This window comes from Shinella sp. (genome assembly GCF_052438155.1).
Lineage (GTDB): Bacteria > Pseudomonadota > Alphaproteobacteria > Rhizobiales > Rhizobiaceae > Shinella.
The window spans coordinates 243,090-256,694 of record NZ_JBQVPI010000003.1; the positions used below are offsets into that span (position 1 = coordinate 243,090).

At 62.6% G+C, this 13,605-nt stretch carries 11 protein-coding genes; 4 read left to right on the top strand and 7 right to left on the bottom strand.

The genetic code is table 11. The annotated features are described in order from the left end of the window. Window positions 1–4: 4 nt before the first annotated feature. From ACT6VE_RS08095 to ACT6VE_RS08105, 3 genes are read right to left on the bottom strand one after another with little or no spacing between them, the layout of a single operon-like run. A complete protein-coding gene (locus ACT6VE_RS08095) occupies window positions 5–2,365 on the bottom strand; it encodes a SpoIIE family protein phosphatase (RefSeq protein WP_444798094.1) in 2,361 nt (786 codons plus the stop codon). Further along, window positions 2,362–3,540 carry a methyltransferase domain-containing protein gene (locus tag ACT6VE_RS08100; protein WP_444798095.1) on the bottom strand — a complete coding sequence of 393 codons (1,179 nt, stop codon included), beginning with the start codon at window positions 3,538–3,540 and terminating at the stop codon, window positions 2,362–2,364. The genes ACT6VE_RS08095 and ACT6VE_RS08100 overlap by 4 nt, the downstream gene beginning before the upstream one ends. Further along, window positions 3,537–4,055 (bottom strand): ubiquinone biosynthesis methyltransferase UbiE, encoded by a 519-nt coding sequence (locus tag ACT6VE_RS08105; RefSeq protein WP_444798096.1) that lies wholly within the window; start codon window positions 4,053–4,055, stop codon window positions 3,537–3,539. Before ACT6VE_RS08105 ends, ACT6VE_RS08100 begins: the two co-directional genes overlap by 4 nt. Before the next feature lie 192 nt (window positions 4,056–4,247). Between ACT6VE_RS08105 and ACT6VE_RS08110 the strand changes: the two genes are divergently transcribed. From ACT6VE_RS08110 to ACT6VE_RS08125, 4 genes are all read left to right on the top strand, one after another. Beyond that, complete coding sequence (locus tag ACT6VE_RS08110; protein WP_444798097.1) at window positions 4,248–5,189, top strand: PP2C family protein-serine/threonine phosphatase; 942 nt, start codon at window positions 4,248–4,250, stop codon at window positions 5,187–5,189. Window positions 5,190–5,351: 162 nt separating this feature from the next. Next, a complete protein-coding gene (locus tag ACT6VE_RS08115) occupies window positions 5,352–6,110 on the top strand; it encodes a Tll0287-like domain-containing protein (RefSeq protein ID WP_444798098.1) in 759 nt (252 codons plus the stop codon). Then, window positions 6,107–8,833: a response regulator gene (locus ACT6VE_RS08120; RefSeq protein ID WP_444798099.1), complete on the top strand. Its 2,727-nt coding sequence runs from the start codon at window positions 6,107–6,109 to the stop codon at window positions 8,831–8,833. The genes ACT6VE_RS08115 and ACT6VE_RS08120 overlap by 4 nt, the downstream gene beginning before the upstream one ends. 1 nt (window position 8,834) lies before the next feature. Beyond that, window positions 8,835–9,206, top strand: a complete 372-nt coding sequence (locus tag ACT6VE_RS08125; RefSeq protein ID WP_444798100.1) for a response regulator — start codon at window positions 8,835–8,837, stop codon at window positions 9,204–9,206. A gap of 33 nt (window positions 9,207–9,239) precedes the next feature. Here ACT6VE_RS08125 and ACT6VE_RS08130 read toward each other — a convergent pair whose 3' ends face one another. The 4 genes from ACT6VE_RS08130 to ACT6VE_RS08145 form a co-directional block, all read right to left on the bottom strand. Next, on the bottom strand, window positions 9,240–9,836 hold the full coding sequence (locus ACT6VE_RS08130; protein ID WP_444798101.1) for a hypothetical protein: 597 nt from the start codon (window positions 9,834–9,836) through the stop codon (window positions 9,240–9,242). Window positions 9,837–10,330: 494 nt separating this feature from the next. Then, window positions 10,331–11,116, bottom strand: coding sequence for an SDR family oxidoreductase (locus ACT6VE_RS08135; protein ID WP_444798102.1), 786 nt, complete (start codon window positions 11,114–11,116; stop codon window positions 10,331–10,333). Between the two features lie 40 nt (window positions 11,117–11,156). After that, window positions 11,157–12,107 (bottom strand): sugar-binding transcriptional regulator, encoded by a 951-nt coding sequence (locus tag ACT6VE_RS08140; protein ID WP_444798103.1) that lies wholly within the window; start codon window positions 12,105–12,107, stop codon window positions 11,157–11,159. Between the two features lie 22 nt (window positions 12,108–12,129). Beyond that, window positions 12,130–13,599, bottom strand: coding sequence for an FGGY family carbohydrate kinase (locus ACT6VE_RS08145; RefSeq protein ID WP_444798104.1), 1,470 nt, complete (start codon window positions 13,597–13,599; stop codon window positions 12,130–12,132). Window positions 13,600–13,605 lie beyond the last annotated feature (6 nt).

A 13,605-nucleotide genomic window follows, 5' to 3' on the forward strand; every position in this document is an offset into this window, starting at 1 on the left:
GACGTTACCTGTGTTTCATGACGACGAGCGTGATGTCGTCGTGGATCTTCTGTGTGGAGATATGCGCCATGAGATCGGCGATGATGCCATCCTTGATCTCGTCGGCACTCTTGCGGCGGTATTTCTTGGCGCTCTCGCACAGCCGGTCGAAGCCGAACAGTTCGCCGCCGGGGCTTTCTGCTTCCGTGACACCGTCCGTGTGCAGGACGATGACGTCACCGGAATCGAAGGGGAATTCGTGCGTCGAGATGAACGGGCCGATGTCGCGTTCAAGCCCGATCGGAAAGCCGAGATCCATCGTGTCGATCCGTTCGACCTCGTCGTTGTCGCGCAGCACGAGCACTTCTTCGTGCTGGCCCGACAGCGTGATCTTGCGGTCTGCGTAGTCGAGAAAGGCGAGCGACAGATGCTTGTCCGTCTTGGTGCGCTGGATGTTCTTGAAAACGGCACGATTGAGGACTTCCAGGAAGTCACAGGGGTTTTCGTCGCCCTGTTCCTGCAGGCCGCGCGCCACGGACTGGACCATCAGCATGAGCACGCCGCTTTCAAGACCGTGTCCGGTGACGTCGCCGATGCCGACCTTCAGGCGCCGGTCGTCGTGCAGCACGTCGAAATAGTCGCCACCCACCTCGTCGGCCGGCTCCATGTAGCCGGAGACGTCGATGCCCTTGATTTCGTCGAGTTCCTCGCGCCGCGGCAGCACCATCATCTGGATGTGGCGCGCCACGTCGAGTTCGGCGCCGAGGCGCAGGTTTTCGCTCTTGAGCTTGGCGTTCAGCCCGTTGATCTCCTCGTTTGCGGTTTCGAGCGCACGCGTGCGCTCGGTGACGAGGTTCTCGAGGTTTTCCGTGTGATAGCTGATTTCTTCCGCCATGCGGTTGAAGGCGAGGCCAACCGCAGCCACCTCGTCGCGGGCCGGAATGGCGACGCGCACGGAGTAGTCCTTCTCCTGAAGACGCCGCGCCGCGTCGGCAAGCGCGCGAAGCCCGGCGGTGATACGGCCGGAAATCGCGAAGACGGCGGTGAGGACGATCAGCAGCGAAACGATGATGGTGCCGATCTGCCAGGTCACGACCTGACGCGTCTCCGCCGAGATGCCTTCCCGCGCAGCGATCAGCGACGCATAGATTTCGCGCTCGGGAACCATGAAGCCGAGCGACATGACTTCGCGGGTTACGGGGACCTTGCCGGTATAGAGGTTCGTCGCGTCGAGCTGCTTGAGGAGTACGACATAGGGCACGTCCTCGCCATTCTCCGTGAGCGTCAGGGTGGTGAGGACGGTATCCTTGTTCGATGGCATGGCGAGCGAGGCGATCGCCGCCTGACCGCTATGCGCCAGCCGCCGGTCAAAGCCGCCTTCGCTGTTGATCTTGACGCCGAGCGTCTTCTCGCCCTCTTCCGTGACGGCGAGCACATTGCCGTTCGACATGGAGAGGAAGGCGAAGCCCGTCTCGGCGATCTTCACGCTCTTGACGATGTCGGCCAGCTGGTCGAGCGTCAGGTCGACACCGACGATGCCGTTCAGGTCCTTGCGATCGGGCGTGTGGAGCGGCTGGAAGAAGCTGACGATGATCTTGCCCGTGATGCCGTCGAGATAGGGCGACAGCATGGTGATGGCGCTATCGACCGGCCGTTCCGAAGGCTTGGCAAGCCAGGACTGCCACGTCTCGTAAAGGCCGGGGAAATAGAAATCCCACCAGTTCGTTTCGTTGTGGCCGGGATAGACCTTGTCGAAAACGGAACCCTGGTCGTTATAGGGTGTCGAGCGCAGGATAGGGTTTTCGCGCGGGCCGATATAGTACATTTGCAGCTTCGGCGGGCCAGCCTCTAGCATGCTCGGTCCGAACAGGTCGAAGGCGGCGCTGTCGCGGACGGTCTTCAGCGCCGAGGGCGTCGGCTGCTTGTTCTCGTCGAGCAGATAGCCCCAGACCGTGACGGCCGAGGCTTTGCCCGGCTGGTTCTGCCACCAGTTTCCGGCCTGGTTGTAGGTCAGCGGCGTTGTCAGCTTGCCGTCGCCTGCGAGTTCCGTACCGAGCTTGTCGTAGAGGCCCGGATTGTCGATGAGGGTCTGCATCGACCCGGCAAGACCGTTGACTTCAGAATGATAGCGATCGAGCAGCAGGTCGGTGCGCTCGACCGTCGTCGTGATGTAGTTCTGCAGGTATTCGATGTTCGCCTTTTCGAGGCCGAGGCCGACTTCCTGCATGGCATTGGTGGAGAGACGGTTCACGTTCCACAATGCGATGCCGCCCGCCAGGAGCAGATCCACCAGCACCGCGCCGCCAACGACGAGCACGAATTTGGCCCGGAACGAGGTCAGTGAGAACCCCCAGCGTGAGGGCCGTGTTTCTGCAACGTCACTCATCGGGGCTTGCGTCCCGAAGCCACCCATACCGGCCAGCCGGCATAGCCGCCCGGGTGCAGGGCTGCTGCGATATGATCTTCGAAGCCGCGGCGGAATTTTTCCACGAAGGCTGCGTCATCGCCGCGCCTCTCGGACATGCCGCCCGCAAACATCTCTTCCCATGCCATGATCATGTCGGCAAAGGCCTGCGGATCGCCGTCACGGTTGGTCACCATGAAGCTCTCGATGCGAATGTCTTCCAGGCCCGCGCGCTGCAGTGCCTGATAGCTCTTCGGGCCGAACTCCAGATCCATGTCGAAATCCGCGAAAAGCTTCGACAGCTGCTCGTAGGTCCATTCGATGCTCGGGCCGCGCGGCTCGCCGAGGCATTGGGAAATCTTCTCGTTGGTAACGTAGACGCGGCCGCCGGGCTTGCAGATGCGCACGAGCTCGTTGACGATCATTTCCGGCTTGTTGAAGATCTGCAGCGCATGGCGGCAGGAGACGAAGTCGAACTGGCCGTCCTCGAGGAGCATCTCGGCGGCGTCGCCATAGATGTATTCTATGCCGGCTATCTGGAACTCGCTGGCGACCTGGCGCGCATAGGCGAGGCTCGATTTCGAGTGGTCGAGCGCCACGATGCGCGAAGGAGCGAACTCCTTTGCAACCAGCACCGCGAAGTCACCGATGCCGCAGCAGATGTCGGCCATGGTCATGCCGGGCTCGAGCCCATGGCGCGGCAGGATGGCGCGTTCGTGCTTCCAGGTTAGCTTCGTCTGCGTGCGCAGCACCGGCACGAAGCCGCCTTCTTCCAGGAAGGCCTGGCCGGGATAGAATTCGCTGTCATATTCCTCGACGACGATCCGCGCGTTCTTTGCGGTCAGCGCGCTGAATTTCTTCGTCGACCAGCCGATCACGCTCGACGTGACGATTGCGATCCGGATGTCGGGCCTATCCTCGGCCGCCTTCAAAAGCGCGCCGGCAAGCACGTGGAACGCCACATTGTTCAGGCGTACGAGACGCTTCACGTTGACGTAGAAGGTCCCGCGGATTGAAGCGACCGACTTTTCCAGGAGGCGGACGCAATCCGCCATCTCGGTGTCGCGCTGCGGGCGCATCGCGCCGGAAAGTGCGAACTCCTGATTGTTTTCGTCGAAGGTGACCTTGTAAGTCTGGACAAGCGGTTCGGCGATCATGCGGCAGGTGCCTCGAGCGTGAGTTCGGCGACGAGACGGATGGCATCTCCGTCGGCGGGTTCAATGGAAAAACGTGCTGCATAATCGACGGCGAGTTCGAGCAGTCCGATGTTCTGCTGCAAGGGGCCTTCGGCGAAAAGCGCCTTGTGATATCGGGAGGCGACGTCGCCTTGATTCAGGATCTCGACGGCGTCGCGGTAGAAGCCAGCAGCCTCCGCATCGACGGGGATGGTGAGTGCGATGCGGTCGCTGGCGCCTGAGCGCGTGACCGAACAGACGAAGCTGCCGGACGGCTTGTGCAGGCGGTAGACCGTTTCCAGCAATTCATTCAATGCCGAGGAGAACAGGTTAGAATAGAGCAGCGAATCGCTGCGGTTGTGACTGATCATTCGTGCGAAATAGGTCGACAGCCGGTCGCAATAGGCCCAGTTGGACGTAAAGCCGCTTATGTCCATGTCGAATTCAAGAAGCAGCGGGTGGTTATCCGCGTCCTTCTGCACTGCTCCCAGATTCATTCGCCCTTGCCTCGTGATTTCGTAAGCGGGAGGTGCCACCGCGCGCTTATCTATCTTTCGGGAAATTCCTAAACTATGTAATGTCCGAAGTGCTGGCGGTGCAGAAGCTGCCAGCCGAGAGCGGCGCGCTCGATATAATATCGGTGGTTGCGCCGTCCCCTCCGAACCCATGCGGAAGTTTTCCATACAATCATGAATGATTCGTCAAATTCACCGGTCGTTTCTTCCTCATCCCCAGCAATCGGAGACGCTGCGGAGCTTGCGCAGCTGCGCATCGATTTCGCACAACTGGAGGCAGAATACGAAGATCTGAAGCTTCTCTACGAAGCGATGATCGAGCACGGCGAGGCCGTGGAAGACCAGCTGGCCGACCAGAACATCCTTCTGGAGCGCACGCGGGCGCGGCTTGACGACGAGTTGAGTGATGCCGGCCGCTATGTCTTTTCCATCCTGCCGGACAAACGCGCCGCGTCTCCGGCGACCGACTGGCTGCTGGTGCCCTCCACCGAACTCGGCGGAGATTCCTTCGGCTACCATCAGATCGATGACGATCATTTCGCCATCTACCTGCTTGATGTCTGTGGCCACGGAGTCGGCGCTGCCCTGCTGTCCGTCACGGTCATCAACGTGTTGCGGGCGTCGGCGCTTGCAAACGCTGATTTCCGGGACCCTTCGACGGTCCTGAAGGCCTTGAACGACACGTTTCCGATGGAAAAGCAGAACAACATGTTCTTCACCATCTGGTATGGCGTCTACAAGGCGAGCACCGGCGAGCTGCGTTATGCGACCGGAGGCCATCCGCCGTCGATCCTGCTGCGCGGCGAAAACCACCCGGAAGGCACGCCATCCCGCGAGCTTCTCATCACCGTTGGCGGCATCGCGATCGGGGCTCTGCCGGAGATGGACTACGAAAGCAGCGTGACCCATGTTGCAGCCGGAGACCGGCTGCTCGTCATCAGCGACGGCACGTTCGAGGTAAACGGTCCCGATGATGAGATGCTGAGCGTCGAGGCGCTGGCCGACCACGCGGAAGCGGAGAAGTGCGGACCGCAGGACGTTCTGGCCTGGGTCCGGTCGTTCAACGGCGACGGCCCACTGCCGGACGACTTTTCCCTGCTCGAAATCCGCTTCTGAGCCGGCCTTTTTCCGCTCTCCCATTCACAAAATCGTGTTCGCGTGGCCATCTGGCCCGCGTTGGCGGGTGCCCCCTAGCCGATTTGCCGATTGCCGGTAGAGAGAATTCCGCTATCTTCCCATCATCGTAGTGGCGGCGTGCTGCATGCGGAGGAGGAATCGGTGATCAACCCGTTCGTGAAATGCGGCCTGGCCGCGCTCCTGGTCCTCCCGCTCATCGCAACAGGTGCCGTCGCCGCGGAGGCTGGGCCAGCCGATCTCGCAATCGCGCGAAACCTCGCGACCATGCTGCAATCCGCCCGCGCAGTGGTGTCCGTCAACCAGGACCTGATCAACGATCCGGCGCTCGGCGACAAGGGGCTGACAGGCGCGGCCGTGCTGGAAAAGGCTATCGCCAATTACAGCAAAGCCACCGGCCGGGATCCGAACACCATCGATCCGGCCTCCTATGAGGGGCGGCTCATCCAGGCACAGATGGACGCCGTGGTCGAGGTGATGGACGCCAACCAGTCGACGATCAACGCCAAGGGCGTGGGCTTCAAGGGCTTCATCCCCGCCACCTTCACGCGCCTGGTCGCCGAGGCTTTCGAGGCTCGTGTCGGCGAGGAGGCGAGCATGAAGTTCACCGCGCCGCCCGTGCTGATCCGCAACCGCAAGGCTCGGCCGGATACCTTCGAAGCGGCGGCGATCCGCGACTATCTCGAGGCCGCCGACTGGCCGAAGGGCCAGATCTACTCGGCCATGGTTTCCGAGGGTGGCCAGGAGAGGGCGCGTATCATGGTGCCCGAATACTACGTGCCGTCCTGTCTCACCTGTCACGGCGCTCCGGCCGGAGAACTCGACATTACCGGCTACCCGAAGGAGGGTGCGCATGAGGGCGACCTTGGCGGCGTGATCAGCATCGGGCTCATTCCGCAATGAGTGGTGCAACCGCGTCGGTCTTCTCGCTCAGGCGCCTGTCGATCCGGGTGCGGCTGATCATCCTTGCCACAGTGCTGCTCGTCGCGACGATCGGCAGCAGCCTCTATACCCGGGGCGAACTCTCCCATGCACTTGAATCGGGAAATGAAGCGACCCGTGTCGCGGAAATCATCGCGCTCTCGGACGATGTGCGCGCGGCATTCAACAGCCTGCGCTACTGGCAGGCCGACCTTGCTGTGAGCCTGCTTACGTTGGCGGAGACCCGTGCGGATGAGGCGCGTACGCGCCTCGGCGAGCGGCTCGACAGGCTCGCCGAGTATCGCCCCGCCGAGGCCGAGGCGATCAGGGCGGAGGTTGCCCGTTTCGACGCACTCGCCGTCCAGGCCGTGGACGCCTATACGGATGACCAGCGCGTCATCGGCAACACCCGTTTTGCCGAAGCGCGCCGATACGGCATCAGCGCAGAGGAAAAACTTGCAAGCCTCCAGGGTGAACTGGCCAGCCAGGCCCAGGCCGCACGAGCAAACATTCTCCGGCAGTTCGGGCGGGCCTCCAATGTCGCATCGCTGCTGTCGGTTGCCGCCGTGGTCATCGGCGCCGGGCTTACGGTCATCATTCTCGGATCGATCCTGAAACCGCTCGGCGAGATCGTCTCGGCTGTTCGGGGCCTCACGGCCGGCGATGCGAATGTCGTGGTGCCGGAAGTCGGTGGCGGCGAACTCGGCCAGGTGAGCGAGGCCCTGCAACTCCTCAAGGAGAGTCAGGCGGAGCGCGATCGCCTGACCCGCGAGGCGGATCATCAGCGCAGGACCCTCGTCGATGCCATCGAGAGCATCGCCGAAGGTTTCACGCTCTACGGCCCAGACGAACGATTGCTGATCACGAACCAGCGTTTTCGGGAGATCCATCCCGCTCATGAAGAAATGGTCGCCGGCACGTCGACCTTCCGCGACGTGATTGAGGCGGGCGGGCGCCATGTCGTCGAACTCGACCAGCCGTTCGACGAATGGGTCGCCGCCCGGCTTGCCGCCCACGATCATAGTGCAGTGCGTGTCACGCCGCTCAAGGACGGCCGCTGGATGCAGATCAGCGAGCGCCGCACGCACGAGGGTGGCTTCACCATCGTCTATGTCGACATCACTGAACTGCGCCAGCGTCAAAAGGAGCTGGAGCATGCGCGCGACGAGGCGCAGCGCGCCACACAGGTGAAATCCGAGTTTCTCGCCAACATGAGCCACGAGTTGCGCACGCCTCTCAACGCGATCATTGGCTATGCGCAGATCCTGCAGGAGGATGCGGAGGATACGGGCCAGACCGATTCTCTATCCGATCTCAAGAAGATCGAGAGCGCCGGCAACCATCTGCTCGGCCTCATAAACGGCATTCTCGACCTGTCGAAGATCGAAGCCGGGCGCATGGAGGTTTACAAGGAACGTTTCGACATCGGGGCGCTGGCAAGCGACGTGGCGGCGCTGATCCGCCCGCTTGCCGCCAAGAACGACAACAGTCTCGTATTGAACTGCCCGGCCGACATCGGCACGATCGAGACCGATGTCACCAAGGTCAAGCAGGCCCTGCTCAACCTGCTGAGCAATGCCTGCAAGTTCACCGAAAAGGGAACTGTGTCGCTGACCATCGAGCGGCAGGGCAAGGGCGCGGATCGCCTGGTGGTGATGGCCGTTGCCGATAGCGGCATCGGCATGAACGAGGAACAGCTCGGCCGACTGTTCCAGGCGTTTTCGCAAGGCGACAGCTCGACATCGCGCAAGTTCGGCGGCACGGGCCTTGGGCTTGCGATCAGCCGCAGCTTCGCGCAGATGCTCGGCGGCGACCTGACGGTGGAAAGCCGGCCTGGCGAGGGATCACGCTTCATCTTCATTCTGCCCGATCCGGACGAGACGGCGCAGGTCGAGGAGGTGGGCGAGGGCGACGACCCGCCGTCGTCGAGGCCGGCGGTGGCGGAAAGGCCCTGCGTGCTCGTCGTCGATGACGACGAGGCGTCGCTGAATATCATCGGCTCGCACCTCAAGCGGGAAGGCTATCGCGTCCTCTACGCGGGCACCGGCGAGCAGGCACTTGAGATGGCGCGCAAACATCGCCCCGCCGCGATCACGCTCGATATCCTGATGCCGCAGATGGATGGCTGGTCCGTGCTCGTCGCGCTCAAATCCGATCCTGAGCTATCGGCCATTCCCGTCGTTATCGTCAGCATCAGCAACGAGAAGGCGCTCGGCTTCACGCTCGGGGCGGCCGCCATGCTGACCAAGCCGGTCGATCGCGGGGAACTCAGCGACTTCATTTCGCGGCTCACAGGCGGCAGCCAGGGCGGTACGGTGCTCGTCGTCGAGGACGACCCGGCGACGCGGCTTCTGATGCAGCGCACCGTCGAGCGGCTCGGCAGCAGCGTCGCGCTGACGGAGAACGGCCGCCAGGGCATGGCTTGGCTTGCCGCCAACGCGCCGCCGATCGCCATCCTGCTGGATCTGCAGATGCCGGAAATGAACGGTTTCGAGTTTCTCGCCGCGTTGCGCGAGCGGGCGGAATGGAATGCGGTTCCCGTTCTCGTGGTCACCGCCAAACATCTCTCCAATGCGGAGCGCGAACTGCTCAACGCCCGCGCGACGCAGATCATTGGAAAGGGCAACGGTGCCCATGTCGAACTCACCCAGGCTCTTCGCGACGTGATCGTCTCGCGAGGGCCGGGCGGGACCGGGAATTCATGAGATGGCAAAAATTCTGCTGGTGGAAGACAATGAAATGAATCGCGACATGCTCTCGAGGCGACTGGAGCGGAAGGGCTACGAGGTCATTCTGGCGATCGACGGCGAGGAGGCGGTCGTTCGGGCCGAAGCGGACGGACCCGACCTCGTCCTGATGGATATCGGCCTGCCCGGCATCGACGGTTGCGAAGCGACGCGTCGCATCCGCACAGGCCCGGCGGGGACGAGCCTGCCGATCATCGCGCTCACGGCGCATGCCATGGGCGTCGATGAGGCGCGGGCGCGGGAGGCGGGTTGCGACGACTTCGATACCAAGCCGATCGACCTGCCGCGGTTACTTGGCAAGATGGAAAAGCTGCTCTCCGGCGCTCGGTGAGATTGCTTGATGACGGGCCAGGAGCCCGGCGCTTCAGAAGATCCCGAGCTTGTCCGGGTCGAAACCGCCAATCTTCAGGTCCTTGCGGAAGCGGATGACCTGCTGGGAAAACGCGCCAACCGGTTGGTAGACGCCATTAGGCTTGTAAGTCGCGCCGGCGCCACCCACGCCACCGAAGCCATGTCGTCCGTTGTCGTCCAGCATGGTCACGACCTGCGCTTGAGCGGCGTCGAAGAGGCTGTCGCTGACCGTGGTGTCGCCCAGTTTCTGCTTGAGCGCGCCGAAGAAGCCGCCCATCCCGCCGCCATGATTGTTCATCTTGTCCGCAAAGTTGCGCCCGACTGCGGACACCGCGGATGTGGTGTTCGTGCTGATAGTGCCCTGCAATCCGGAGGAGATGTTGACGATGCCGAGATATCCGTTCTGGGTGTACTCATCAGGAATATTGCCCTTGATGAACCAGTCGTTGAGGAACGCAGCCTGCCGCTTGCGCTTCTCCGCCTTGAAGGCATCGACAAGCAGGAAGAAGATTGCCTGGTCCTGGACGTATCGGGTCGTGCAATAATTATAGAAAGTGTTCCGCCGCGCCGCCGTGTTGGTGTAGGCGCGAAACTCCGTAATGCTGGCCATGAATATCTACTTTATTTTTCAGAGGCCGCACGATGCGGCGCCATTCATAGATGTCGTGAATATAACGACCTCATACTCCCCGCGCGTTAAATTCCGGTGAAGCGCCAGCTTTAAAAAACCGGATAGGTAACGCAGGAGGTGGTCTGGCGAAAGTGGAGAGCCGCTGTTTGTCGGAGCACATTGTTTCGCTCTGAGCCAGATCGCGACAAGGCTGTCGATTTCCTGGCCGGCCCGGCATCCCGGAATATCCGAGATGCCATTCTATCGCTGGATGACGCAATATGCCGCGCTTGCGGGCGCCAAGGTCGCTGAGTTCAAGCAGGTGCCGGAAGAGAAAGCGCGGCTTGAGAAGCCGGCCGGCGACCTCCGTGTGAACAAGGCCGTTTGCAGGATATCCCGTCAAAAAACGCCTTGGACCGAGCTTCGCCAGAGGCATGAGATTTCCGCCACATGCCGCTGTGGTGGTGCGGCACACAGATCGTGCCGACCACGCCTCACGACATGATTAGCCCACCATCCACGTTGATCGTCTGGCCGGTGATGTAGGCGGCGTCCTGCGATGCCAGGAACGTGACGAGTGCGGCGACTTCGGCCGGGGTGCCGGCGCGGCCCATCGGGATGCCTTCAACCCATTCGGCCATCAGTTCACCCGGGCCGTACTCACCGAGCATCTGGCCCCAGACGCGGTCGTTGTAGTCCCACATTTCGGTGTGGATGATGCCGGGGCAGATGGCGTTGGCGGTGATGCCTTCGCGGGCAAGTTCCTTGGCGAGGCTCTGCGTCAGGCCGATCACGCCGAACTTCGAGGCGGCATAGTGTGGGGTGTAGATAAACCCCTGGCGGGCCTGGCCGGAGGCGGTGTTGATCAATCGGCCCTTGGTGCCGCTGGCACGGAAGCGACGGATCGCCTCCTGGCAGCAAAGGAAGACGCCCTTGGTATTGACGTCGAGGTTGAGGTCCCATTCGCGCTCGGTGAGGTTTTCCACCTTGGCGATGGTGATGACGCCGGCATTCTGGACAGAGATCGAAACGGCGCCGAGTTTTGCTTCCGTTTCGCCGTAGGCTTCCTGCACTGCCCTGGTGTCAGTCACGTCCAGCGTAAGGCCGATGACCTCCGCTCCCGTTTCCTCACCCAGTGCCTTGGCAACCGCTGCCGTATCGCTTTCGATGGCGGCCATGGCGACCTTCGCGCCTTCTTCGGCAAAGCGCTTGGCAATCCCGCGCCCGATGCCCTTGTTGCCCCCGGTGACGAAAACTGTCTGGCCCGCAAAACGTCTCATGGTCTCTTCTCCATAATGTGCAGCAGGCCGGTGGCTTCGATCAGGCCGTAAGGCGTGCTGCAGTGAACCTGTCGGTGACAAGCACATCGATAACGCCCAGTTTCAGGGCTCCGGCGATGGCCTGGGTTTTTGATTCTCCGCCCGCGAGTGCCATGACGCGGCTGGTGCGGCGCAGATCTTCCAGCGAGATGCCGATGACGCGCTCGTTGAGCGGCGTTTCGACAGGCTTGCCGTCCTTGTCGTAGAACCGATAGGAAATCTCGCCGACCGCGCCGGCCTCCTGCAGCACCGCCATTTCCTGGCGGGAAAAGGTATTGCCGGAGCGAGCGAGAAGTTCAGACGGCTCCACCGCGCCGATGCCGACGATCGCGAGGCTGAGGCGGCCGAACAGGTCCATCGTTTCGCGCACGACCGGGTCGGCCAGCATGACGAGCTTGGCCTCACGTGACGAGGTGATGCCTTGGACGAGCAGCAGCCGCGGTTCTCCGCCGGTCAGTCTCGCAAGCCGCGCCGTCAACTGCGTTGCGTGGGTCTGCACCGAGGCATCGCCCATGCCCCCGAGAATCTGCACGATGTATTTGGCCTTGGCGTTTTTCAGTGGGTGGATATTGTCCACCATGCGCAGGATGGTCTGGCTCCAGCTGGAGACGCCGACGATTTCGTCCTGTTGCAGCGTGACCTCAAGGAAATGAGCCGCCGCCTCGCCGATGCGTGCCATGATCGCGCCGTCGCGGTCTTCCGAGCAGTCGACGACGATGGCTTCGGTCAGGCGGTAGCGCTCGCGAAGCGCGGTTTCGAGGTCCGCGAACGTGCCGGCCGGAGGAATGACCGTCGTGCGCACGATGTCTTCCTGCTCGGCTCGCTTCAGCATGCGCGAAACGGTGGCCTGCGACATGTGCATGATCTCGGCGATCTCCGCCTGTCGCTTGCCTTCGATGTGGTACATCTGGGCAACGCGGGCGATCAGCCGCAACTCGTTCAGCCGTCCCATGGGATCCTCCGGTAGTGAATTTTTATTCACTCATAATTGAAGGACCCGATACGGTCGAGCGGTAGATTGCATCCTGCCAGACGAGCAGGCGATCGGTGGTGTCGGAAGCCTGCGGCGTGATGGGATTGCCGACGCGTGGCAGGGCGGCGATGGCGGCAAGATCTGTCCAGACACCCAGCGAAAGCCCGGCGAGATAGGCGGCACCGAGGGCAGACGCTTCCGGTGCATCGCACTGGATGACGGCGTGGCCGAGCGTGTCGGCGACGCATTGCATCAGGAAGGTGTTCCGGCTCGGCCCGCCGTCCGTAAAGAGGCGCCCGAGCGGCGTCGGTGACTGCGCGGACATCGCCTTGAAGACATCGTGGACCTGGAAAGCCATCGAATCCGTCACTGCTCGCGCCATCTGGGCGCGCGTCGTGGTGAAGGTAATGGCGGAGAACAGTGCCCGCGCGTCGGACTGCCAATAGGGCGCACCGAGGCCGACGAAGGCCGGCACGAAACCGGGGCCGCCGGGCTGAGCGGTCGCGGCGAGATCGGTGAGGGCCTGCACGTCGGAGAGGCCAAGCATGTCGGCCATCCAGGGCAGGGCTGCGGCGGATACGAGGATATTGCCCTCGAAGGCATAGGTCGGCTGACCATTCATCGACCAGGCGATGGTGGTGGTGATGCCCTGCTGGGGCGCGATAAAGCGGGGCAGGGTCGTCATGATCGACGAGCCGGTGCCGAAGGTGACCTTGCCGTCACCGGGATTGAAGGCGCCGTGACCGAAGAGCGCGGCATGGCTGTCGCCGATGGCCGAGGCAATCGGGATGCCGTCCCGGAGGCCTGGCACATTCCTGGTCACGCCGAAGTTCGAGGCGCTGTCGCGCACTTCGGGCAGAGTGAATTTCGGCACGCCGAACAGATCGCAGAGTTCGTCGCTCCAAACCTGGTGCTTGAGATCGTACAGCTGGCTGCGGGCGGCATTCGCCGCATCGCAGGCATGGACCGCGCCATCGGTGAAGCAATGGATCAGCCAAGCATCGATTGTGCCGAGCCGGACGTCGTATCCCGCCGGCACGCGGTCGAGCAGCCATTTCATCTTTGGGCCGGGAAACATGGGATCGATGGGAAGGCCGGTGAGAGTCTGCACGCGTGGCGCATGGCCCGCGGCGATCAGCTCGGCGCAGGCCGGCGCACTTCGACGGCATTGCCAGCTCACCACCGGGCCGAGCGGCTTGCCGGTGGCAGCGTCCCAGATGGTGACGGATTCGCGCTGATTGGAAATCGCGATACCCAGAATGTCCACTGCAGAGGCAGTCTGCAGGCAGTCGGCAATCGCCTCCTTGACCGATTCCCAAAGGCGCGCCGGGCTCTGCTCGACCCAGCCGGGCTGAGGGTGTTGGATGCCAACCGGGGACGCGCCGCGCGCCAGGATTTCCCCGGTCGTCGAAACGAGCACGGCCTTGGAATTCGTGGTGCCCTGGTCGATAGCGAGAATGGCGGTCGTCATGGCGGC

Bases quoted from the DNA above. Each gene is read 5' to 3' on its own strand.
- ACT6VE_RS08105 (WP_444798096.1), bottom strand. From the start codon at position 4,055: ATGAATCTGGGAGCAGTGCAGAAGGACGCGGATAACCACCCGCTGCTT.
- ACT6VE_RS08110 (WP_444798097.1), top strand. From the start codon at position 4,248: ATGAATGATTCGTCAAATTCACCGGTCGTTTCTTCCTCATCCCCAGCA.
- ACT6VE_RS08120 (WP_444798099.1), top strand. From the start codon at position 6,107: ATGAGTGGTGCAACCGCGTCGGTCTTCTCGCTCAGGCGCCTGTCGATC.
- ACT6VE_RS08100 (WP_444798095.1), bottom strand. From the start codon at position 3,540: ATGATCGCCGAACCGCTTGTCCAGACTTACAAGGTCACCTTCGACGAA.
- ACT6VE_RS08135 (WP_444798102.1), bottom strand. From the start codon at position 11,116: ATGAGACGTTTTGCGGGCCAGACAGTTTTCGTCACCGGGGGCAACAAG.
- ACT6VE_RS08145 (WP_444798104.1), bottom strand. From the start codon at position 13,599: ATGACGACCGCCATTCTCGCTATCGACCAGGGCACCACGAATTCCAAG.
- ACT6VE_RS08130 (WP_444798101.1), bottom strand. From the start codon at position 9,836: ATGGCCAGCATTACGGAGTTTCGCGCCTACACCAACACGGCGGCGCGG.
- ACT6VE_RS08095 (WP_444798094.1), bottom strand. From the start codon at position 2,365: ATGAGTGACGTTGCAGAAACACGGCCCTCACGCTGGGGGTTCTCACTG.
- ACT6VE_RS08125 (WP_444798100.1), top strand. From the start codon at position 8,835: ATGGCAAAAATTCTGCTGGTGGAAGACAATGAAATGAATCGCGACATG.
- ACT6VE_RS08140 (WP_444798103.1), bottom strand. From the start codon at position 12,107: ATGGGACGGCTGAACGAGTTGCGGCTGATCGCCCGCGTTGCCCAGATG.